Here is a 20,585-nt window from a genome sequence, read left to right as displayed (position 1 = left end):
CTCGAAGCCCGTGCGGACGAGGGGCGCGGCCGATGGACCGGCGAGGGCCTGCGCGCCCCCGGCGGCGACGTAGCGATCGAGGTCCTCACGTGTGACGCGTCCCGCCGGCCCGGTCCCGGGGACGAACTGCAGCAGGACGCCGAGCTCAAGCGCCCGATGACGGACGGCGGGCGAGGCCAGGGGGGCGCCGCGGCTTGTGCGGTCCGCCGGCGGGGCAGGCGCGGCCGGTGCGGGGACCGCAGCTGCGGTGACGGCGGGCGCGGGCTCCCCAGCGCGCGGCCGCCGGAGCTGGGGTAGGCGGCGCTGGGGCCGGCGACGCGGCGCGGGCAGGCGCTTCCGCGGCGGCGTCCGCCCCGACCTCCAGGACAGCGAGCACGGACCCGACGGCCACCTTTTCGCCCGGCTCGCCGACGATCGAGGCCAGCCGGCCGGCGACCGGGCTGGAGATTTCCACCGTCGCCTTGTCGGTCATCAGATCGACGAGGGGTTGATCCTCGGCGACCGTGTCGCCGGGACTGACGTGCCAGGCGACGACCTCGACCTCGGCCACGCCCTCGCCGACGTCCGGCGTCTTGAAGACAAATTCCGCCATCGGATCAGGACTCCATCACTTGGCGGAGGGCGGCGGCGACGCGCTTGGGCCCAGGGAAATATTCCCACTCGAAGACGTGCGGGTAGGGGGTGTCCCAGCCGGTGACCCGCGCGATCGGCGCCTCGAGGTGGTAGAAGCAGTGCTCCTGCACGAGGGCGGAGAGCTCGGCGCCGAAGCCGCTGGTGCGCGTCGCCTCGTGCACGATCACGCAGCGGCCGGTCTTCTGCACCGAGGCGACGATGGCGTCGATGTCGACGGGCCAAAGCGTGCGCAGGTCGATGACCTCGGCGTCCACGCCGCATTCCTCGACCGCCGCCAGGGCCACGTGGGTCATGGTGCCGTAGGCGAGCACCGTCGCCTGGGAGCCCGGCCGGATGATCGCGGCTTCGCTGAGCGGGATGCGGTAGTAGCCGTCCGGCGTCTCGCTCGCCGGATGCTGCGACCAGGGCTTCACCGGCCGGTCGTGATGGCCGTCGAAGGGGCCGTTGTAGAGCCGCTTCGGCTCCAGGAAGAGCACCGGGTCGTCGTCCTCGATCGCGGCGATCAGCAGGCCTTTCGCGTCGTAGGGCGTGGACGGGACGACGACCTTCAGGCCGGCGACGTGGGTGAAGAGGCCCTCGGGGCTCTGGCTGTGGGTCTGGCCGCCGTAGATGCCGCCGCCATAGGGGGTGCGCACCGTGAGCGGCGCGGTGAACTCCCCGGCCGAGCGATAGCGCAGCCGCGCGGCTTCCGAGATCAGCTGGTCGATGGCGGGATAGATGTAGTCGGCGAACTGGATCTCGGCGACCGGACGCAGGCCGTAGGCGCCCATGCCGACCGCGGCGGCCAGGATGCCGCCTTCGGTGATCGGGGTGTCGAAGCAGCGCCTGAGGCCGTGCTTGGCTTGCAGACCCTCCGTCACCCGGAAGACCCCGCCGAAATAGCCGACGTCCTCGCCGAAGATCAGCACGTTCGGGTCCCGGCCAAGCATCACGTCGAGCGCCGAATTCAGCGCCTGGATCATGGTCATGGAAGCCATGTCAGACGCCCGCCTCCTGCCGCTGCCGGCGAAGATGCCAGGGCTGTTCCTTGTAGACGTCGTCGAACATGGTGGAGGCGCTGAGCCGCTGGCCCGTCCCCAGGACGCCGGCAGCCTCGGCCTCCTTGCCGGCCTCGCGCACCTTGGCCGCGGCCTCGGCGTGCAAGGCCTTCAGGTCGGCTTCCTGCAGGGCGCCGCGCCGGATCAGGTGCTGTTCCAGGCGCGCGATGGGGTCGCCGAGCGGCCAGGTTTTCGCCTCGTCCGCCGGACGGTACTTGGAGGGATCGTCGCTCGTGGAGTGGCCTTCGGCCCGGTAGGTGACCAGCTCGATCAGCGTCGGGCCGAGGTCGGAGCGGGCCCGCTCCGCCGCCCAGCGGGTCACCGCGTAGATCGCCAGGAAGTCGTTGCCGTCGACCCTGAGCGTCGGCACGCCGTAGCCGATGCCGCGCGCGGCGAAGGTCGCCTCGGCGCCGTTGGCGATCCCCTGGAAGGTGGAGATGGCCCACTGGTTGTTGACGACGTTGAGCACGACCGGCGCCCGATAGACCGACGCCAGGGTGAGCGCGTAGTGGAAGTCGCCCTCGGCGGTCGAACCTTCGCCGATCCAGGCCGCCGCGATCCGGTCGTCGCCGCTGTAGGCGGAGGCCATCGCCCAGCCGACCGCCTGGCTGAACTGGGTGCCGAGGTTGCCGGAGATCGAGAAGACGCCCGCCTCCCGGCCGGAATACATGACCGGCATCTGCCGGCCTTTCAGCGGGTCGCGGACGTTCGAGTAGACTTGGCACATCATGTCGACCATCGGGTAGTCGCGCGAGATCAACAGGCCCTGCTGGCGATAGGTCGGGAAGCACATGTCGTCCCGCTCCAGCGCCATGGCCTGGGCGCAGGCGATCGCCTCCTCGCCGGTGCACTTCATGTAGAAGGAGGTCTTCCCCTGCCGCTGGGCGCGGAACATCCGCTCGTCGTAGGCGCGGGTCAGCAGCATGGCGCGCAGGCCCGAGATCAGCTGTTCGCCAGACAGGGTCGGGGTCCAGGGCCCGATCGGTTCGCCCTCGGCGTCCAGCACCCGGATCAGGGAGAAGGCCAGGTCGCGCATCTCCGCGGCCGAGGTCTCCAGCTCCGGCCGGCGCGTCTCGCCCGGTGCGGGGAAGCGGACCCCGCTGAAGTCCGCATGCTCGCCCGGACGGCGCGCCGGCTGCGGGATGTGCAGGGACAGGGCCCGTCGGTTGCGAAGGACGGGTTCGGTCATAGGCGCGGCTCCGGATTCCACAGTCATCAGCAGAAACGCGCGAGCGAGGCTGTAGCCTCGCCCGTCCGCGGGGAAAGCTGTGCGTTGCGCACGCAGGGCAGGGCCCGCAGCCGTTCCAGCCCGAGCCGAGCCGAGCGGCCGTCCGCCATGAGGCTGGCCCTCACCTCGAGGACGTCAGGGCCGGCGGCGGCGGAGAGTTCGAGCGGGGTGATCTCGAGAAGGGCGAGCACGTTGACGACGCGGCTCAGCCCGCGAACGCCGTCGCCGACACAGACGGCCAGATCAAACGTCGCGGCGGCCCGAAGCGGCCGGGCGGCGTCAGGGACGGATCGTCTCGCGGCGTTCATGGACCACTCCGTTTCGTGTGGAGAGTCTATGTGAGGAGTTGCGCAAATTCTTCTCTATCTCGACATGGATGAAACATTCTACGGCAATTCTATTCGCGATATGGTCGTGATATGAATGAACTCGATGATGCCGATCTGAGGGTCCTGCGGGCCCTCCAATCCGACAGCCGGCGCTCGACGGCCGAGGTCGCGGAGCTCGTCGGCCTGTCCCAGCCCGCCTGCTGGCGCCGCATCCAGCGCCTGCGCGAAACCGGCGTCATTCGCCGCGAGATCGCCCTGCTGGATCGGGAGAAGCTGGGCTTCGGCTTGACGGTCTTCGCCCTGGTCAAGCTCACCTCGGTCGGGCGGGCGAACCTCGCCGGTTTTTCCGAGAGCATCCGCGGCCTGCCGGAGGTGGTCGAGTGCCACGTGCTGATGGGCGCCTTCGACTTCCTGCTGAAGATCGTGACCAAGGACATCCCCGCCTACGAGCGGTTCTTCTTTGAGCGCCTGTCCGCGCTCGAGGAGATCCAGGACGTAACCTCTTCGGTGGCGCTCTCCGAGATCAAGGAAGGAACGGCCCTGCCGATCTGAAGAGGCCCCGATCTGAAGAATCCCAAGTCCGCTTCGCGGTCCGGCCTGGCGCTAACGCGCCTAGGCCGACGCGATCTTGTCGGCGGCCAGGACGATCTGCTGGTAGCTGCCTCGCGCGACGATCCGGCCCTGGTCGACACGACAGATGAGGTCGCAATTCTTCAGCGTGGTGAGCCGGTGCGCGATGATCAGGACGGTGATGTCGCCGCCGAGCCGGTCGATGGCCTGCATCACGGATTCCTCCGTTTCGTCATCCAGCGCGTTGGTGGCTTCGTCGAAGATCAGGACGTTGGATTGCCGGTAGAGCGCCCGGGCCAGACCGATGCGCTGGCGTTGGCCGCCTGACAGCTGAATGCCGCGTTCGCCGACGAGCGTCTCGTAGCCCGCCTTTCGAGACAGGATGAAGTCTTCGATATCCGCCTTGCGCGCCGCTTCATGTACGCGGGCGACGTCGATCTCGCGGCGATCCACGCCGAAGGCGATATTCTCGATAATCGTCGCGTCAGACAGGTAGATGGCCTGCGGCACGTGGGAGATCTGGCGCTGCCATCCGGTGATGTTATGCGCGTCGAGGGCGGCGTCATCGACCAGGATCGCGCCCGACGTCGGTGCTAGCAGGCCCATGATCAGGTCGATGATCGTGCTCTTGCCGCTGCCGGTCCGTCCGATGAAGCCGACGCGGCTGCCCTTCGCAATCTTGAGGTCGATGTTGCGCAGCACCTCGGGCCCGTCTTGCGAATAGCGGAAGGTGACCTCCTGCAAGCTGATGGCGCGCGTGAAGGGAAGGGTGGGGGCCTGAGCGCCCGGCGGCGCGGTGACCGGCATCGGCCGCTCGAGCACGCCGAGCACGTCGAACAGGGCCGCCTGATTGCCGGTGACCTGCGTCCAGCTGTTGTAGATCTGCTGCAGCAGCGGCAGCAGCCGCTGGGAGCCGATCGCCAGCGCGCCCAAGGTCGGCAGGGCCGCGTTCAGCCCGCCCTCCTGCTGGCTCAGCAGCAGCGCCAGCAAGGCGATCGCCGCCATGCCCAGGCCTTCGAGGACGAAACGGGGGGTGACGCTGATCATCGCGTTCACGGCCTGGGCGTCGCGGACCTTGGTGTCGACCTCGGCGAACTTGCGCACATAGACCGGCTGCGCCTGGTCGATGATCACGTCGCGGATGCCGCCCAGGCCCTCCTGAACGGTCTTGAGCCGCAGCGTATTGTTGTGGGCGATGATCTTGCTGTTGAGCCGCAGCTGCGCCCGGCTGGTCTTGGACACCGCGAAGTAGATCAGGCCGAAGGCGGCGGCGCAGCCGAACGCCACCTGCACGTTGACCAGGCTCAGGCCCACCAGGATGAAGAGGGTGATCGTCACGGACGTCAGCCCCTGCATCACCGGCAGCATGACGGAGCCGACGACCTGCTGGACCTTGTTGACGCTCGAGAGGATCTCGCTGGAGCTGTTCGAGATGTGATAGCTGTACGGCTGGTAGAGCACCCGCTTGTACAGCATCACGCCGATGTCATGGCCCAGGCGGAAGACGAACTTCTGGCTGACCCAGGTCATCAAGATCCGGATTGCCGCGGTCGTGATCGCCATGGCGCCGAACAGGGCGGCCAGGGCGGTGACGGCCGCACGCGGCTGTTGCGCGTGCAGGAGCGCAAGGAGAGCCGCGAGCGCCGGGTAGCGATCCGGCGCGCGCGGATCGGCGACGACCGCCAGGAACGGCAGGATCGAACCTAGGGTGAGGAACTCCGCCGTCGCCACGACCAGCATGCAGAGCAGAACCAGGGCGCCCTGCCGCCGCCTGCGCGGCGACAGGTAGTTCAGCAAGGCGCGAAAGCCGTCGAGATAGGACTTGTCAGCGCCCTGGTCGGCCGGCGTTCGAGCGTGTCGGGTTCTCATGGCTCGCTACTGGATCGACGGGACGGCGCCGCGGTCTTGTATCAGGCCGGGACGGACAAGCCAGTCGGCCGCGCGTCCGTCGACGTCGCGGAGCTCGACCCCCAGTCTCGCCGCTATGCTGGGGCCGATGTCTTCCACCGCCAGACCGGGCATTCGAACCCCGGGCGCAAAACCCTCGCCCTTCGCCAGCAGCAGGCCCGCGGGACGGTGATCGCCCGTCCGCCAATGGTTGTAGCGCCCGTGGAGCGTGCCGATCCTCGGCGAGGTCACGGTTTCGACCAAGGCGCTGCGTTCCCAATCGAGAAACAGGTCGGGCATGGTGTCCGTCGGCGACCGCTTGTGCCACCGCTCGCAGCGTTCGACGCCGCGGATCACCGGCTTTCCGGTGTCGACATTGACCAGTTCGAGCAGCCCCTCGGTGATCTCCGCGATCAGGGCGTCGACCTCCTCGGGGCGGACGCATCCCCTCGGTTCCCGGCCCATCAGATTGAGGCGCACGCCCCCATGGACGGTATTGTTGGGCTCCTTGAAGAACCTCTGCCGCGAGCGATTGTCCGCCTCCGAAGGGCGCGAAAAGAACGTCCTGCCGACCCACAGGCGAACCGACTTCGGCACGCGCACAGCCCGCGCGATCGTGCGCAGCGCCGACGCGGCCGGCGGCGCGGCGGCCTCGTCGGCCTGAGCCGACTGGCCCGCCCGCCCGTGGCGGTCGAGCCGGACGAGGATCTCCTCCAGCAGGTGGTCCCCGTCGAAATGCGGTCCCATGCCGTGGCTCAGATGGACCAGCAGCAGGGCGTCTTTCGGCATCTCGCGCTCGATTTCGCCGAGCGCACGATCCAGGGCGCCGTAGACCTGCACCAGCGGGTCGCCGCCCATCGCCGTTACTGTCTCGGCATCGTGGCGGGGATGCCGCGGGTCGTGCAGATGCCATTGCTGGTGGCCGATCGCGTGGCTTTCCCCGAAGACGGAGCAAAAGAAGTCCCAGTCCCCGTCCCGCATCAGGGTCGTGGTCATCTTCTGCTTCTGCTCGGCGCCCGCCAGCATGTCGCGCAGCAGCGCGCAGTCTTCATCCCGCGTCCGCAGCCAGCCGGCGCGATGCACCCAGTCGTCGGGCGCCGTGTCGGCGGCTCCGTAGACCTCCTCGCCCTTCAGCGCCGGATGCAGTCCGAAATCCGCTTCCACGAGCTTCGCCAGCTCCGCCGGGGACGAGTGGAACCCGTGGTGCTTGTCGTGGCAGCCCCATTCCAGGATCTGGAAGCCGTTCAGCGACTTGTTGGCGATCATGTGCGGGACGTCGATGACCGCAACGCGCTTTCCGCCGTCGCTGATCTGCGACCAGAATTGCGGGATGTGAGCGATGCTCGGTGTATTGAGGCGGTATTCGTAGGTGGCGGGGTCGATCTGGCTCCAGCAGTGGAAGGCGTGGCGGTCTGGCCGCAGCGCTGTTCCGAAGCTCACCCAAAGCGCGCCGACGAACAGGCCGAAAGGATTGTCCACCGGCGCGCGAGAACCGGTTTCGAGCAGCTTCGCCAGGTTCGGCATGACGCCGTCCTTGGCGAACTGTTGCGCCAGGGCAGGATCGCAAGCGTCCAGCCCGATCATCACAACTTTCCGACGGCATTCCATGACTGTTTCCCCCGTTGTCCCCGCCTTTGAAAGCGACAAAGGCAGGCCCCCATTTTCCAACACCTTAGATGATGGACATGAAGACCCAGTTGATGGGACGTGGCGAGGATGCATTTCCGCGCGGGCTTACTCGCTCAGTGTCAGAAACCACCTTGGTGGACTTTTGGAGCGTCCGCTCCGAGGCTGCCGGGCTGGTGAGGGGGGCGGCTTAACCCGCAGCCTTCGCCCGCGCCCGGTACCCGTGCAGCAGGGGCTCGGTGTAGCCGTTGGGCTGTTCGACGCCCTCGAACACCAGGGCGCGGGCGGCCTGGAAGGCGAGGTTCTCGTTCGCCCGGGTGACCATCGGCCGGTAGGCCGGGTCGGCGGCGTTCTGGGCGTCGACCTTGGCGGCCATCCGCCCCAGGGCGGCGTCGATGTCCTGGCGGGAGACGACCCCGTGCAGCAGCCAGTTGGCCATGTGCTGGGACGAGATCCGCAGGGTGGCGCGATCCTCCATCAGGCCGACGTCGAAGATGTCGGGCACCTTCGAACAGCCGACGCCCTGGTCGATCCAGCGCACCACGTAGCCCAGGACGCCCTGGGCGTTGTTGTCCAGCTCTTCGCGGATCTCTTCGGCGGCGAAGACCCGGCCGAGCGCCAACGGGACGCCCAGCAGCCTTTCGATCGAGGCGACCGGCTCGGCGCGGCGCTCGGCCTGACGGGCGAAGACGTCGATGCGGTGATAGTGGGTGGCGTGCAGGGTCGCGGCCGTCGGGCTGGGGGTCCAGGCCGTCGAGGCGCCGGCGCGCGGGTGGCCGATCTTCTGGTCGAGCATGTCGGCCATCTTGTCGGGCGCGGCCCACATGCCCTTGCCGATCTGCGCCTTGCCCGAGAGGCCGCAGGCCAGGCCGATCTGGACGTTGCGGTCCTCATAGGCCTTGATCCAGTCGGCGTTCTTCATCTCGCCTTTGCGGATCATCGGGCCGGCCTGCATCGAGGTGTGCATCTCGTCGCCCGTGCGGTCGAGGAAGCCGGTGTTGATGAAGACGATCCGCCCCTTCACCGCCTCGATGCAGGCGGCGAGATTGGCGGAAGTGCGGCGCTCCTCGTCCATGACGCCGATCTTCAGGGTGTGGCGCTCCAGGCCCAGCAGGTCCTCGACGGCGTCGAACAGGCGGTTGGAGAAGGCCGCCTCCTCCGGGCCGTGCATCTTCGGCTTGACGATATAGACCGAGCCCGCGCGGCTGTTGCGGAAGCGGCCGAGCCCCTTCAGGTCATGCAGGGCGATCAGGCTGGTGACCACGCCGTCGAGGATGCCTTCCGGCGCCTCGGCGCCGTTCGCCAGCCGGACCGCCGGCGTCGTCATCAGGTGACCGACGTTGCGCACGAACAGCAGGGACCGGCCGGGCAGTCCAAATTCCTTCCCATCCGGCGCGGAATAGCTGCGGTCCGGCTCGAGCGCGCGGGTCATGACCCGTCCGCCCTTCTCGAAGCTAGCCTCGAGGTCGCCCCTCATCAGGCCCAGCCAGTTGGCGTAGGCCGCGACCTTGTCCTCGGCGTCGACCGCGGCGATCGAGTCCTCCAGGTCGACGATGGTGGTCAGAGCTGACTCCAGGACGACATCGGCGATGCCGGCCGGATCGTCGCGGCCGATCGGATGCGCGCGGTCGATGACCAGCTCGATGTGCAGGCCGTTGTTGCGGAAGAGCAGGGTGTCGCCGCGGCGGCCGACCAGCTGCGCCGGGTCCTTCAGCGCCGGCTCGCCGCCCTGGAAGTCGGCCCAGGCGCCTTGGGCCAGCGGAACGGCCTCGTCGAGGAAGGCCTTGGCCCAGGCGATCACCTGGGCGCCGCGGTTGGCGTCATAGCCGCCGTCGGCGGCGCCAGGAATGGCGTCGGTCCCATAGAGGGCGTCGTAGAGGCTGCCCCAGCGCGCATTGGCGGCGTTCAGCACGAAGCGGGCGTTCAGCATCGGCACCACGAGCTGGGGCCCGGCCATCGTCGCCACCTCGTCATCGACCTTGGTCGTCGAGACCTGGAAGGGCGCCGGCTCGGGGACCAGGTAGCCGATCTCCCGCAGGAAGCCCTGATAGGCCACAGGCTCGATCGCCTGACCGGGGCGCGCCTGGTGCCAGGCGTCGATCCTGGCCTGGATCTCGTCTCGCCTGGCCAGCAGGGCCGCGTTCTCGGGCGCGAAGCGCGCATAGACGTCCGCCAGGCCCGACCAGAAGGCGTCGGCGGCGATCCCCGTGCCCGGCAGCGCCTGATCCTCGAGGAAGCGGACGAGCGGCTCGGCGACCTTCAGCCCGGCCTTGTCGATCATCTGGGTCATGGTGGCGTCCTCAAGCGGCTTCGAAGGGCAGGCCGGTGTCGAGGATTCCTCTAACGCCGAGGCTTTCTGGGCGGTAGAGGAACGAAACGCAAAGCAGTCGTGCTTCAGATGCAAGAGTCCATCGACCCCGACCTCGCCCTGTTCGCCCATGTCGTCGCCGCCGGCAGCATCGCGGCCGCCGCGCGTCGGATCGGCCTGTCCTCGCCCATGGTCTCGCGGCGCCTGTCACGCCTGGAAGCCCGGCTGGGGGTGACCCTGGTGCGCAGGACCACGCGGCGGCTGGAGCTGACTGTCCAGGGCGAAGACTTCTATCGCGAGGTGCGCGCCATCCTGGCGGCCATCGAACAGGCCGAGGCCCGGCTGACTGGCGCCGCGCGGCTCCCGGCGGGGCCGCTGAAGATCAGCGCGCCGACGTCCTTCGGCCGGCTGCACGTCGCCCCGGGCCTCAAGCCGTTTCTCGACCGTCATCCAAAGGTCTCCGTGGCGCTGGAGCTGTCCGACGCCTACGTCGACCTGCTTACCGATCGCATCGACCTGGCGGTGCGGATCACCGCCGCACTGCCGCCGGGCGTGGACGCGGAGCGCCTGGCGACCAGCCGCCGGGTTCTGTGCGCAGCGCCAAGCTACATCCAAGAGCATGGGGCGCCGGCGACCATCGGCGAATTGCGCGGCCACAGCCTGCTGGCCGCGGGCGGGCAACTGCCCTGGCGTCTTTCCAGGAATGGCCAGGAGGTGGTCGTAAACGGCGAGAGCGTCGTGCGCACCAACTCGAGCGAGGTGGTGCGGGAGCTGGCGGTGGCCGGGGTCGGGATCGCGCTCAGGTCGCTCTGGGACGTGAGCCAGGAGCTCGCGGCGGGACGGCTTGTCCGCATCCTGCCTGGGGTCGAGGGCTCGCTCGACGTGGGGATCTACGCCGTGCGCCCGCGCTCGCCCTTCACCCCGCCGGCCGTGGAGGCCTTCGTCGCCCATCTCCGCACGACGCTTGGCCCCACGCCGCCCTGGGAAGGCTGAGCCGGGAGGCCGGCGGCGGATCAGCCCGCAGGAGCTGAACCGCCGCCGGTGAGGCTCTAGATTATCCGCCGAACTTGTAGCGCACGCGGACGCCGTACATCCGCGGTTCGCCGATGAAGTAGGAGACGAAGCCGCGCAGCTGGTTGTCGTTGGCGTGGTTGTAGATGTGCTCGTTGGTCAGGTTGGTGACGAAGACCGATGCGTCGACCGGATGCGAGCCGATGTCCGCCCAGGTCGCGTTGAGGTTGACGATCTGGGCGCTCGGCAGGATCCCGTTGCCCGACCCCGGCACGCCGTCGACGACCGCCCGATACTTGTCCTGATAGACGTAGGTGCCGCCGACCGAGACCTTGCCCACCGATTCTGGCAGCGGCAGGGTGTAGGTCGCCGAGAGGACGAGCTTGTGCTTCGGGCCCGAGTTGGCGATCACGTCGCCTTCGACCGGCGGCGTGAAGGAGTTGTAGGGCGGCAGGCTGCCCGCGGCCGGGATCTCGATCTTCAGCAGCTTGCTCTTCAGATAGCCGTAGGAAGCGTCGAGCCGCAGACCTTCGAACGGAGACACGCCGACTTCGGCCTCGACGCCATAGAGGCGCGACTTGCCGGCGTTGATGATCGCGGCGTTGCCCGGGCAGGTGATCGTGAAGCCGGGCAGGCTCGAGACGCAGGCCACGCCGAACTGCAGTTGCTGATTGCGGAAGTCGTTGTAGAAGCCCGCAATATTGAAGTAGCCGGGCATAGCGCCGCGCCAGCTGGTCTTGCCGCCGATTTCATAGGTGTCGACCTTTTCGGCGTCGAAGGGCTGGATCGGGTCCGGCCCGAAGATCGCCAGCCCGCCTTGACGATAGCCGCGTGACCACTTGGCGTAGGTGAGCACGTTGTCGATCGGCTTGTAGTCGAGGCCGAGCAGCCAGGTCCACGCCTTGGTGTCCTTCGCGAGGTCCTGCCGGCAGACCGAGTAGCGCTGGTCAGCGGTGAAGGGAAAGACCCTGGTGTCGCTGACAAAGCCTGGCGCGGTGAGGTTGGCGCAGCGGAACCGCGCCGTGCCCACGTCGTTCGGCGCCGCGAAGCGCGTGAACCCAATGGTCTCGTTATGCAGCACCGTCCGGACCATGTCCTTGGTGTAGCGCAGCCCGCCGGTGAGCTTGAGTTGCTCCGTCAGTTCATAGCTCGCCTGTCCGTAGGCGGCGTAGTCGCGGAAGGTCGTCTTCGAGACGGAGAACGAGCCGGTCGACGCCGATTGGTTCGGCGCCGGTCCGAGGCAGTTGAAAACCGCGATGTTCTCGCAAGGGGTGAAGGTGGCGGTCTGCACGCCCGAATAACCGAGCGGCTGGTTGATTTCCATATAGAGGCCGGCCTGCCAGATAAACCTTCCGTCGCCCGGATCGCCCTGGAACTGGAGCTCCTCGATCAGGGAGGACTGGGCGTTGCTGTGGCCCTTGGCGGGTTCGGCGCTGGTGAAGGCGAAGCCGGTCACCTGATTCGGCGAGGTCTCCTGGCCGGCGATCGCGCCGGTGATCATGTAGTTGCCGAAGAGGTCGATGTTGGTGGTGCCCAGGATCTCGCCGTAAGAGAGGATATTCTTGACGGTGAGGCTGTCGCTCGCACGCCAGGTCGTGGTGTTGATGATCTGCCACGTCTTGTTTGACGACACGGCGTCCGGATTGCGGTTCGAGACCGTCCAGAACCCGTGCTGCGCCTCGCGCGCCATCTGATCGCACGACAAGTTGCCTAGCTGTATCGCGCCGAGTGGGCCGAGAGCCTGGGTCACCCCCGGATAGCACTTGGTCACCTTCGGGATGACCGGATTGCTCTTCGACTGCGAATACGAGGCGACGGTGTAATTCTCGAGGTTCGGCGTCAGGTCCGCCACGACGCTGAAGCGCCAGGCCCAGTAGTTGACGCTGCCCATGTCGTCATTGCGGCCCCCGCGCCCGTCGCCGAACCGACCGATGTTCTTCAGGTAGCCGTCGCGCTGCATGTGGTCCATGCCGAGGCGCACGCGCACGTTCTCGGACACAGGCGCGTTGACCACGGCTTGCACGCGCCGCATGTCGTAATCGCCGATGCTGCCCTCGGCATAGCCTTCGACCCTGTCCGTGGGCTTCTGGGGCACCAGCAGCACCGCGCCGCCCGTCACATTGCGGCCGAACAGGGTGCCCTGCGGACCCTTCAGAATCTGCACGTTCTGCAGGTCGAACATCGCGCCGGGGCCGGCGCCGTCGCCGCCCTGGGTCGCGCCGGAACCGCGCGGCATGACCACGTCGGCGAAGAAGGTGCCGACGGTGGAGAAGGTGCGCTGCTCTTGGGTGAAGCCGCGGATGGTGAAGGTGGTGTTGTCGGCACCGTAGCGGTTGTTGGTCTGCAGGCTCGGCGTGTAGAGCGTCAGGTCCTTAGCCGACGTCACGTTGTTGTTCGTCAACTTTTCCTGATTGAACACCGTGATCGAGATCGGCACGTCCTGAAGACGCTCCTCGACCCGGCGGGCCGTGACGATGACGTCTTGCATAATCGCCGATTCGGCGGCCGGTGCGCTGGCCTGAGCCTGTGCAATCTCAGGCGCGGCGACGCCGAGACCGAGAGCCGTGGTGGCGAAAAGAAGCCCTTTGCATGCAGGATGCATTGTTTCCCCCTATAAAGTTTTTGTTGGCCGCATGGCGAAATGCGGCTCGTTTCTGTGTCGAAACCGTATCTCTGCACGGCAATTGACTCTCGTCAAATAGCCTTGATATTCGCCGGTCGTCGGCCGCACCTCTCCAAGGGGGGCGCGATGGGCGGCCGCCCCGGCTCTCGCACCCCAAGGCCGAGGTTCCGATACGGCCCTGCGGGTCCGCGCCAGATGGCGTTCAGAGGCGCGTTTCAGGCGGGGCGGGAGGTCGCTTGCGTTTCCTGGGAGCGCCGATCAGACAAACAGCTCTGCGGCCGCGTCGATGATGGCCTCGGCGTCGAGCCGGTAGGTCCGATAAAGGTCCGGCAGGTCGCCGGTCTGGCCGAATCGGTCGGTGCCGAGCGGGCTGACGCGCAGACCGGTGACGCCGCCCAGCCAGGACAGGGCGCCGGGAGCCCCGTCGAGCACGGTGACCAGGCCCGCCCCCGGCGCCAGCGCCGACAGCAGGGTCTCCGCATGGGACGGCGTGGGCCGGTTCCCGGTCCAGCGGGCGGCCCGGCGCGCCGACCAGCCGCGGTGGAGCAGGTCGGGCGAGGTCACGTTGAGCAGGCCAAGGCCCGGGATGTCCTCGGCCAGTTGCGCCCAGGCCTGCAGCGCCTCCGGCGCGACGGCGCCGGTGAAGGCGATGGCGGCCCGCGCGCCGTCCCCCGGTTTGCGCAGCCAGTAGCCGCCCTTGAGCGCGTCGGCCTCCCAGCTTTCGTCCTCGCGTTCAACCTGCCGGATCGAGCGGGTGCTGAGCCGCAGGTAGGTCGAACTGCCGTCGGGCTGCTGCATGTGGTCGAAGGCCCAGCGCATCATCAGCGCCACCTCGTCGGCCCAGGCCGGCTCGAAATAGACCAGGCCGGGCTGGCCCATGCCGATCAGCGGCGTGTTCACCGACTGGTGCGCGCCGCCCTCTGCGGCCAGGGTCAGGCCCGACGGGGTGCCGACCAGGAGGAAGCGTGAGTCCTGGTAGCAGCCATAGTTGAGCGCATCGAGGCCGCGGGAAATGAACGGGTCGTAGACGGTGCCCACCGGCAGTAGCCGCGTGCCGAAGTGCGGGGCGGCCAGGCCCAGCGAGGCCAGCAGCAGGAAGAAGTTGTTCTCGGCGATGCCGAGCTCGATGTGCTGGCCCGCCGTGTGCGCCGACCACTTCTGAGCCGAGGGGATCTTGGCCCTCTGGAACACATCCGCCAGTTCCTGGCGACGAAAGAGCCCGCGCTGATTGACGAAGGCGCCGAGGTTGGTGGTCTGGGTGACGTCGGGCGCCGTGGTGACGATCCGGTCGCCGAGCAGCTCGCCGGACTTGGCGAGGTCCAGCAGGATGCGGCCGAAGGCGGTCTGGGTGGATTGCTCGGCGCCCGCGGGGACGGGCAGTCTCGGCGGAACGGGAACGGCGTCCGCCTTCGACTCGGGCTTTCTCCGGGCCAACGGGCTCTCGGCGACAAAGGCCTTCAGCCGCGCCGCCGCATTGGCGCCGAGGCCGCCCCAGGGCTCCCATTCCTGGCCCTCGGCGATCCCCAGGCTGGTGCGAAACTGCGCCATCTGGTCGGGGTTCATCATCCCGGAGTGGTTGTCCTTGTGGCCCGCCAGCGGCAGTCCGAAGCCCTTGACGGTGTAGGCGATGAACAGGGTCGGCTTGTCGTCAGAGGCCGCGTCGTACGCCTCCATCAGGGTCTCGACGCAGTGGCCGCCGAGATTGGTCATCAGGGCCGCCAGGGCGTCGTCATCGAAGCAGTCGAGCAGGGCCTTCACATTGGGCTTGGCGCCGATTTCGGCCTCCAGCCGCCTGCGCCAGGCCGCGCCGCCCTGGAAGGTGAGGGCGGCGAACTCGGCGTTGGGGCAGTTGTCGATCCACTCTTCCAGGGTCTTGCCGCCGGGGCGTTTGAACGCCGCCTGCTGCAGCTTGCCGTACTTCAGCGTCAGGACCCGCCAGCCGCAGGTCTGGAAGATGTCGTCGAACCGGCGGAACATCCGGTCCGAGGTGGTGCTGTCGAGCGACTGGCGATTGTAGTCCACCACCCACCAGCAATTGCGGATGTCGTGCTTGTAGCCCTCGATCAGGCATTCGTAGATGTTGCCTTCGTCGAGTTCGGCGTCGCCCATCAGGGCGATCATCCGGCCGGCGTCGGCCTCCTGCATCTCGCCGTGGGCGATCAGGTAGTCCTGCACCAGGCTGGTGAAGGCGGTGACGGCGACGCCCAGGCCCACCGAACCCGTCGAGAAGTCGACCGGGATCTTGTCCTTGGTGCGCGAGGGATAGCTCTGCGCCCCGCCCAGGCCACGAAACCGCTGCAGCTGGTCCAGCGACTGGTCGCCCAGCAGGTAGTGGATGGCGTGCAGCACCGGCCCGGCGTGCGGCTTCACCGCCACCTTGTCCTGCGGCCGCAGCGCATGGAAGTAGAGCGCCGCCATAATCGCGGTCATCGAGGCGCAGCTCGCCTGGTGCCCGCCGACCTTCAGGCCGTCGCGTTTCGGGCGGATATGGTTGGCGTTGTGGACCGTCCAGGACGACAGCCAGCGCAGCCGCGTCTCGAGCATGTCGAGGGCTTTGACGACATCCTGCCGATCCATCGAGAGGGTGGCGACCATGGCGCGTCCTTTGTCAGCTGCGACGCCAGCCTAACGCCGGCGGGCCCCGCAGGTCCTTGCAAAGACAGCCAATCCATGGCCAAGAATTGGTAGAATCTACCAATAGACGTCTTGGAAATTCCGACATATGCCAGTTTCCCGCCTGGACGAGCTGGACCGCAAAATCCTCGAGCAGCTCCAGGCGGACGGACGGATGTCCAACCAGCAGCTCTCCGAGGAGATCGGGCTCTCGCCCAGCCCCTGCCTTCGGCGCCTTCGCCAGCTCGAGGGCGACGGGGTGATCCAGCGCTATGTGGCCCTGGTCGATCCGGAAGCGGTGGGCTTAGGCGTGACGGCCTTTGTCCGTATCCGCCTGGACCAGCAGGACGACCGGCATCTGGCCCTGTTCGAGGCCGCGGTGGCCGAGTTTCCCGAGGTCATGGAGTGCTACCTGATGACGGGGGAGGCCGACTACCAGCTGCGCGTCCTGGTGAGCTCCCTGGGCGAATTCGAGGACTTCCTGCGGCGCAAGCTCACGCGGATCGAAGGTGTCGGCCAGGTCACCACCAGCTTCGCCCTGCGCCCCGTGGTCTACAAGACGGCGCTGCCGGTGAGGCGCGCCGGCCGGGACTGAGCCTAGGCATTGGCGCGCGGCTTGGGCGGCGTCTTGTCATCGGATGCGGTCGGTCTGTTGGGCTTGGGCCAAGGCGGGGCGTCGCGCGGGCTCCGCACCGACGGGCGCGCATGCTCCAGGGCGCGCTTGGAGTCCTCGGTCTTCCGCTTCAGCCGCTCCCTGTCGAGTATTCGGCGCGTCATAAGCGCAGAACGCCCGAGCACGGCCGCCGGGCTCAGCGAGAAACGCCTCCAGGCCCCTCGCCCGCATCGCGGATGAGGGCGGCGAGCAGGGCCGCGCCTGCGGGGCCCGGAGCGCGCTCACGGCACTGGGCGACGACGACGTCCAGGCGGGGCAGATGATCGCTGCCGTCCCAGCGCTCGACGGGCAGGACAACCAGACGGCCCGCTGCGATGTCCGCCGCGACGAGCGGTTCGGGCATGCTGCCCCAGCCCAGGCCTGCGCAAAGCAACCCGTGCTTGGTGGTCAAGTCGGTGACCCGCCAGCTGTCGAGGGCCGCAACGCCCCGGTCCCGGCCGCCGGGCGCCTCACGCGAGTCGGTCAGTACGATCTGCAGTTCTTCCCGCAGCATGTCGGTCGTAATCGGGCCCTCGCGCCCGGCCAGCGGATGGCTCGGCGCTGCGACCGCGATCAGGTCCGTCGTCGAAAGACGATTTCTGTCGAGCGCATTCGGCAGGTCGAGACCAACGAGGACGGCAAGGTCGAGATCGCCCTCGACCAGGGATTCCGCCAAGCCGAACGAGCCTCTCACGATCCGCAGCGCCACAGTCGGAAACTCTGCGCGAAACGCGGCGAGGGTCGGCGTCAGCTGGGCGATGGGAACCATGTCCGAAAGACCAAAGCGCACCTCGGCCTCCAAACCCCGGACCATGCCTCTGGCCTGGCCGCGAAGCTGGTTGACGTCCGCTAGGACGCGCCGCGCGCGCGGCAGCAAGGCCTTGCCCGTCGGGGTCAGGGTCGGGCGATAGGCGCTGCGATCGAACAGCGGCGTCCCGATCTGATCCTCGAGCTTCTGCATGGTGTAGGTGATCGCGGTCTGGCCGCGGTTGAGCGCGCGCGACGCGCCCGAGAAACTGCCCTCGTCGACGGCCGTGACGAACACCAGCAGCTGATCAAGGGTCAACGAATCCATATCGATCAACTTACCTGAAGGTGTTCAGGTCCGACGGCGATCTTCGCGGTGCGGGGCGCGCGGTCTCACTTGCGTCTCGCGGTCAGGTCCACGCTGACCCGGACTTGTCCGGCGATCTGGTCGGTGGCGGCCCACTCGCCTTGGCCCACGCCGAAGGCGGTCCGGTCGAGAACGGCCGAGCCGGTCACCCGCGCGGTGTCGCCGGCGATCTTGAGGCGGAAGGGCAGGTCGACCGGCTTCTTCACGCCACGCAGCTCGAGGACGCCGTGGGCGACGAAACGGTCCGGTCCGGTCTTTTCGAAGCGGCTGGCGGTGAAGGTCGCCGGTGGATGTGCCGCCTCGTCGAACCAGTCGGCGGAGGCCAGCGTGGCGTCGCGCTGGGCGTCGCCGGTGTTCACCGAGGCCAGGTCCATTGTGATGTTCACCCGCGAGCGGTCCAGGGCCTCGGGGCTGAACAGGATGTCGCCGCGCCAGCGGTCGAAGCGGCCCTGGACCGTCTGATCGCTCCAGGGCACGGCGAAGGCGACGGTCGAGCCGGGCTGCACAGCCCAGCGGCCCGGTTCGGCGGGCGGCTTCGCGGCCTGCGGCGGAGCGTTGTCGGCGGCGGCTTGCGCCGGGGGGGCCGGCTGCGCCGCCTCGGCAGGCTCCGGCGGGGCGACGGGATTTTGTTGGATCACAGCCGCCGCCGCCGGCCCGGCGGCGGCTGGCAGGGGCGGGCGGACCAGCCGCCCAAAGCCTATGACGGTCACGAAGCCGACGAGGATGAGCAATAGCCGCGGCTCCAGCCATCGGCCAGGCCGCGCGCCGGGCGCGATCCGGGCCAGGACCGGTTCGTCCCGGCTGAACAGCTGGTGCTTCAGCGCGCCGGCCACATGCAGCGCCAGAAGCCCATAGGTCGCCTTGACCAGCAGGCCGTGCCCCACCTCGCCGAACTCACGCCACGCGGTCTTGGCCGCGGGCGCCAGGGTGGAAAGCCCCGGAAGGTCCGGCCAGGGAACGACGCCGTAGAGCAGGGTGGGTAGGTTGAACCGGCTGGCCGAGACCATGATCCAGCCGGTCAGCGGCAGGCCGATCATCACCAGGTAGAAGCCGACGTGGACCAGGCGGGCGAGTTCGCGCTCCCACCGCGGCATGGCGCTGGGCAGCCGCGCGGGCGGGTGGATCAGCCGCCAGGCCAGCCGCGCCAGGCTGAGCAGGAGGAGGGTTATGCCGATCGACTTGTGGAGCTGGGCGACCGCAAAGACCGCCGGGGTTGGCGGCCCTTCCATCCGGCTGGCCAGCGCCACCTGCAGGACGATGCCGGCGGCGATCAGCCAGTGCAGCACGATGGCCGTCGTCGAGTAGCGCGTGCTCTCGACGTTCGCCGGACCCTGCATTCGCCGGTCGCCCGCGGGCCTCAGCTCGCCGCCTTGAATTCCGCTTCGATCTGCAGGGTGACGTCCTCGCCGATCGCCGGCGAATAGGTCTTGATGCCGAATTCCGAACGCTTCAGGACCGTCGTGCCGGCGAAGCCCAGCGAATACTTGTGGTCGATGAAGTTGACGCCGGCCTGGTTGAAGGTCGCATGGATCACGACCGGCTTGGTGACGCCGTGCAGGGTGAGATCGCCGGTGATGTCGGCCGACTTTTCGCCCGTCGGCTTGACCGAAGTGGCCTTGAACGTCGCCTGCGGGAATTTGGCGGCGTCCAGGAAGTCGGGCGATTTCAGGTGGGTGTCGAGGGCCGGATTCAGCGTGCCCACCGAAGCGGTGTCCACAGTGACCTGCAGGTCGGTGGCGTCCAGCGCCTTGGGGTCGAGCTTCAAGGTCGCGGCGACGCCGGTGAACTGGCCGACATAGGTCGAGAAGCCGAAGTGGCTCACCGACCAGGTGATCTTCGAGTGCGCCGGATCGATCACATAGGTCCCCGCGCGCACCGGCGACTGAGGCGCAGGACTCTGGGAGTGGGCGACCGGCGCCAGAGCCAGTACGGCGGCCAAGCTGCAAGCGGCGATCGAAGCGATATGGCGCAAGGGAGGATGACCTTCAGCAGTTGTCGGGAACGCCGCCGGAGCGGCTTGGTCGTGTCGTCAGCCAGCATGTCGGCGATCTCGCCCCATCCAGATAGCCGCAATAGTTCGAAGGAGATGTTCGATATTTTTGATGGAAAGCGAGGAGGGGTCGCGAACTAGCGGGGGACCTCGCGCGCCGTAGCCACGACCGCCGCGGCCTTCTAACCTGCGCCGGAAGGACCCCAGAGCCCCGGAGGAGACGCCATGGCCGCAGGCTGGCTCAAAAACGCCTCCAAGGCGGCTGCGGTGGTCGCCGTGGCGACGCTGGTGGTTGACCCCGCCTTCGCGCAGGTGGTCGTCGCCGGCGGCGCGCTCGATTCCGGAATCTCCGGAATAGACGTCTATCTGGGCCAGCCCGTCAGCGCCGAGGCGCCCGCGGGCCGCGCTTGCCAGGCGGCCAAGGCCTATGTCGCCCTGGTGAATGCGGGACGCTATGCGGATATCCCCGAGCTGTTCGAGGCGGAGGCGATCATGGCGGACCCCGGCGGCCCCATCCATCGTGGCCGCAGCGAGATCCGCGGCTTCTTCGAGGGGCCGATCCGCAACATGCGGCCCGAAGTCGTCGCCGTCGCTTACGTCGGGGACGACGCCGACTGCATGGTCGAGCTGGCCAACCGCAAGCCGGTGAACGGTCGGCTGCGCTGGGTGCTGGCCTCTGTCGACCACTTCACCCTGGCCCCGAGCGGAAAGATCTCCCGGATGGTGGCCTTCGCGAGGATGACACGCCCGACCCCACCGGCGGCGGCGGTCAGATAGGCCAGGCCTCAGCCCCCGCTGATCCCCTCATCGCCTTGCCGGCCGCATCTACCCGTGCACCTGAAACACCGACTTCGCGAGATCCAGACCGATCGCAGGGGCGCGAGCGGAAGTTAGAGACGGCCCGCGAAGCGGATGTTGGCGCGAATGTCCGAAGGCGGCGAGGTCAACAATGTCGGTTCGCGAC

General features: G+C 68.2%; 16 protein-coding genes. 4 read left to right on the top strand and 12 right to left on the bottom strand.

Going from position 1 to position 20,585, the window contains the following annotated elements; genetic code table 11:
• Window positions 1–145: 145 nt before the first annotated feature.
• From ACSQ2B_RS26470 to ACSQ2B_RS26455, 4 genes are read right to left on the bottom strand one after another with little or no spacing between them, the layout of a single operon-like run.
• Window positions 146–592, bottom strand: a complete 447-nt coding sequence (locus ACSQ2B_RS26470) for a biotin/lipoyl-containing protein (protein WP_436054413.1) — start codon at window positions 590–592, stop codon at window positions 146–148.
• Between the two features lie 4 nt (window positions 593–596).
• Window positions 597–1,610 carry an alpha-ketoacid dehydrogenase subunit beta gene (locus ACSQ2B_RS26465; RefSeq protein ID WP_436054412.1) on the bottom strand — a complete coding sequence of 338 codons (1,014 nt, stop codon included), beginning with the start codon at window positions 1,608–1,610 and terminating at the stop codon, window positions 597–599.
• Between the two features lies 1 nt (window position 1,611).
• Entirely contained in the window at window positions 1,612–2,859 is a 1,248-nt protein-coding gene (locus ACSQ2B_RS26460; RefSeq protein WP_436054411.1) for a thiamine pyrophosphate-dependent enzyme, read from the bottom strand.
• 26 nt (window positions 2,860–2,885) lie between these two features.
• Complete coding sequence (locus ACSQ2B_RS26455; protein WP_436054410.1) at window positions 2,886–3,206, bottom strand: hypothetical protein; 321 nt, start codon at window positions 3,204–3,206, stop codon at window positions 2,886–2,888.
• A gap of 111 nt (window positions 3,207–3,317) precedes the next feature.
• Between ACSQ2B_RS26455 and ACSQ2B_RS26450 the strand changes: the two genes are divergently transcribed.
• On the top strand, window positions 3,318–3,779 hold the full coding sequence (locus ACSQ2B_RS26450; RefSeq protein ID WP_436054409.1) for an Lrp/AsnC family transcriptional regulator: 462 nt from the start codon (window positions 3,318–3,320) through the stop codon (window positions 3,777–3,779).
• Between the two features lie 60 nt (window positions 3,780–3,839).
• On the opposite strand, the gene ACSQ2B_RS26445 is transcribed toward ACSQ2B_RS26450, so the two are convergent.
• The 3 genes from ACSQ2B_RS26445 to ACSQ2B_RS26435 form a co-directional block, all read right to left on the bottom strand.
• Window positions 3,840–5,666 (bottom strand): ABC transporter ATP-binding protein, encoded by a 1,827-nt coding sequence (locus ACSQ2B_RS26445; protein ID WP_436054408.1) that lies wholly within the window; start codon window positions 5,664–5,666, stop codon window positions 3,840–3,842.
• A 6-nt stretch (window positions 5,667–5,672) separates the two neighbouring features.
• Entirely contained in the window at window positions 5,673–7,268 is a 1,596-nt protein-coding gene (locus ACSQ2B_RS26440; RefSeq protein ID WP_436054407.1) for an alkaline phosphatase family protein, read from the bottom strand.
• Between the two features lie 232 nt (window positions 7,269–7,500).
• Window positions 7,501–9,600: a malate synthase G gene (locus ACSQ2B_RS26435; RefSeq protein ID WP_436054406.1), complete on the bottom strand. Its 2,100-nt coding sequence runs from the start codon at window positions 9,598–9,600 to the stop codon at window positions 7,501–7,503.
• Between the two features lie 108 nt (window positions 9,601–9,708).
• Here ACSQ2B_RS26435 and ACSQ2B_RS26430 point away from each other — a divergent pair, with 108 nt between their 5' ends.
• Window positions 9,709–10,611 (top strand): LysR family transcriptional regulator, encoded by a 903-nt coding sequence (locus tag ACSQ2B_RS26430; RefSeq protein ID WP_436054405.1) that lies wholly within the window; start codon window positions 9,709–9,711, stop codon window positions 10,609–10,611.
• A 61-nt stretch (window positions 10,612–10,672) separates the two neighbouring features.
• Here the strand turns inward: ACSQ2B_RS26430 and ACSQ2B_RS26425 are convergent, their stop codons facing one another.
• Together ACSQ2B_RS26425 and ACSQ2B_RS26420 are read right to left on the bottom strand one after the other, a co-directional pair.
• Window positions 10,673–13,117 carry a TonB-dependent receptor gene (locus tag ACSQ2B_RS26425; RefSeq protein WP_436054404.1) on the bottom strand — a complete coding sequence of 815 codons (2,445 nt, stop codon included), beginning with the start codon at window positions 13,115–13,117 and terminating at the stop codon, window positions 10,673–10,675.
• A 393-nt stretch (window positions 13,118–13,510) separates the two neighbouring features.
• Window positions 13,511–15,847 (bottom strand): transketolase, encoded by a 2,337-nt coding sequence (locus ACSQ2B_RS26420; RefSeq protein WP_436054403.1) that lies wholly within the window; start codon window positions 15,845–15,847, stop codon window positions 13,511–13,513.
• A gap of 127 nt (window positions 15,848–15,974) precedes the next feature.
• Between ACSQ2B_RS26420 and ACSQ2B_RS26415 the strand changes: the two genes are divergently transcribed.
• Window positions 15,975–16,460, top strand: a complete 486-nt coding sequence (locus ACSQ2B_RS26415) for an Lrp/AsnC family transcriptional regulator (RefSeq protein ID WP_436054402.1) — start codon at window positions 15,975–15,977, stop codon at window positions 16,458–16,460.
• 214 nt (window positions 16,461–16,674) lie between these two features.
• Here ACSQ2B_RS26415 and ACSQ2B_RS26410 read toward each other — a convergent pair whose 3' ends face one another.
• The 3 genes from ACSQ2B_RS26410 to ACSQ2B_RS26400 form a co-directional block, all read right to left on the bottom strand.
• On the bottom strand, window positions 16,675–17,592 hold the full coding sequence (locus ACSQ2B_RS26410) for a LysR family transcriptional regulator (RefSeq protein ID WP_436054401.1): 918 nt from the start codon (window positions 17,590–17,592) through the stop codon (window positions 16,675–16,677).
• Between the two features lie 65 nt (window positions 17,593–17,657).
• Window positions 17,658–18,968, bottom strand: coding sequence for a YceI family protein (locus tag ACSQ2B_RS26405; protein WP_436054400.1), 1,311 nt, complete (start codon window positions 18,966–18,968; stop codon window positions 17,658–17,660).
• A gap of 20 nt (window positions 18,969–18,988) precedes the next feature.
• The gene (locus ACSQ2B_RS26400; protein WP_436054399.1) at window positions 18,989–19,603 is read right to left on the bottom strand and encodes a YceI family protein; all 615 of its coding nucleotides are present in this window, start codon (window positions 19,601–19,603) and stop codon (window positions 18,989–18,991) included.
• A gap of 243 nt (window positions 19,604–19,846) precedes the next feature.
• Here ACSQ2B_RS26400 and ACSQ2B_RS26395 point away from each other — a divergent pair, with 243 nt between their 5' ends.
• Window positions 19,847–20,398 (top strand): nuclear transport factor 2 family protein, encoded by a 552-nt coding sequence (locus ACSQ2B_RS26395; RefSeq protein ID WP_436054398.1) that lies wholly within the window; start codon window positions 19,847–19,849, stop codon window positions 20,396–20,398.
• Window positions 20,399–20,585: the final 187 nt, after the last annotated feature.

It is taken from the genome of Phenylobacterium sp. LjRoot225, from assembly GCF_964252855.1.
Lineage (GTDB): Bacteria > Pseudomonadota > Alphaproteobacteria > Caulobacterales > Caulobacteraceae > Phenylobacterium.
The sequence above is the reverse complement of the archived record's forward strand: the minus strand, read 5'-3'. Positions and strand labels throughout refer to the sequence as shown.

Bases quoted from the DNA above. Each gene is read 5' to 3' on its own strand.
- ACSQ2B_RS26410 (WP_436054401.1), bottom strand. From the start codon at position 17,592: ATGGATTCGTTGACCCTTGATCAGCTGCTGGTGTTCGTCACGGCCGTC.
- ACSQ2B_RS26405 (WP_436054400.1), bottom strand. From the start codon at position 18,968: ATGCAGGGTCCGGCGAACGTCGAGAGCACGCGCTACTCGACGACGGCC.
- ACSQ2B_RS26430 (WP_436054405.1), top strand. From the start codon at position 9,709: ATGCAAGAGTCCATCGACCCCGACCTCGCCCTGTTCGCCCATGTCGTC.
- ACSQ2B_RS26420 (WP_436054403.1), bottom strand. From the start codon at position 15,847: ATGGTCGCCACCCTCTCGATGGATCGGCAGGATGTCGTCAAAGCCCTC.
- ACSQ2B_RS26460 (WP_436054411.1), bottom strand. From the start codon at position 2,859: ATGACCGAACCCGTCCTTCGCAACCGACGGGCCCTGTCCCTGCACATC.
- ACSQ2B_RS26445 (WP_436054408.1), bottom strand. From the start codon at position 5,666: ATGAGAACCCGACACGCTCGAACGCCGGCCGACCAGGGCGCTGACAAG.
- ACSQ2B_RS26450 (WP_436054409.1), top strand. From the start codon at position 3,318: ATGAATGAACTCGATGATGCCGATCTGAGGGTCCTGCGGGCCCTCCAA.
- ACSQ2B_RS26455 (WP_436054410.1), bottom strand. From the start codon at position 3,206: ATGAACGCCGCGAGACGATCCGTCCCTGACGCCGCCCGGCCGCTTCGG.
- ACSQ2B_RS26440 (WP_436054407.1), bottom strand. From the start codon at position 7,268: ATGATCGGGCTGGACGCTTGCGATCCTGCCCTGGCGCAACAGTTCGCC.
- ACSQ2B_RS26470 (WP_436054413.1), bottom strand. From the start codon at position 592: ATGGCGGAATTTGTCTTCAAGACGCCGGACGTCGGCGAGGGCGTGGCC.
- ACSQ2B_RS26415 (WP_436054402.1), top strand. From the start codon at position 15,975: ATGCCAGTTTCCCGCCTGGACGAGCTGGACCGCAAAATCCTCGAGCAG.
- ACSQ2B_RS26395 (WP_436054398.1), top strand. From the start codon at position 19,847: ATGGCCGCAGGCTGGCTCAAAAACGCCTCCAAGGCGGCTGCGGTGGTC.
- ACSQ2B_RS26465 (WP_436054412.1), bottom strand. From the start codon at position 1,610: ATGGCTTCCATGACCATGATCCAGGCGCTGAATTCGGCGCTCGACGTG.
- ACSQ2B_RS26425 (WP_436054404.1), bottom strand. From the start codon at position 13,117: ATGCAAGACGTCATCGTCACGGCCCGCCGGGTCGAGGAGCGTCTTCAG.
- ACSQ2B_RS26435 (WP_436054406.1), bottom strand. From the start codon at position 9,600: ATGACCCAGATGATCGACAAGGCCGGGCTGAAGGTCGCCGAGCCGCTC.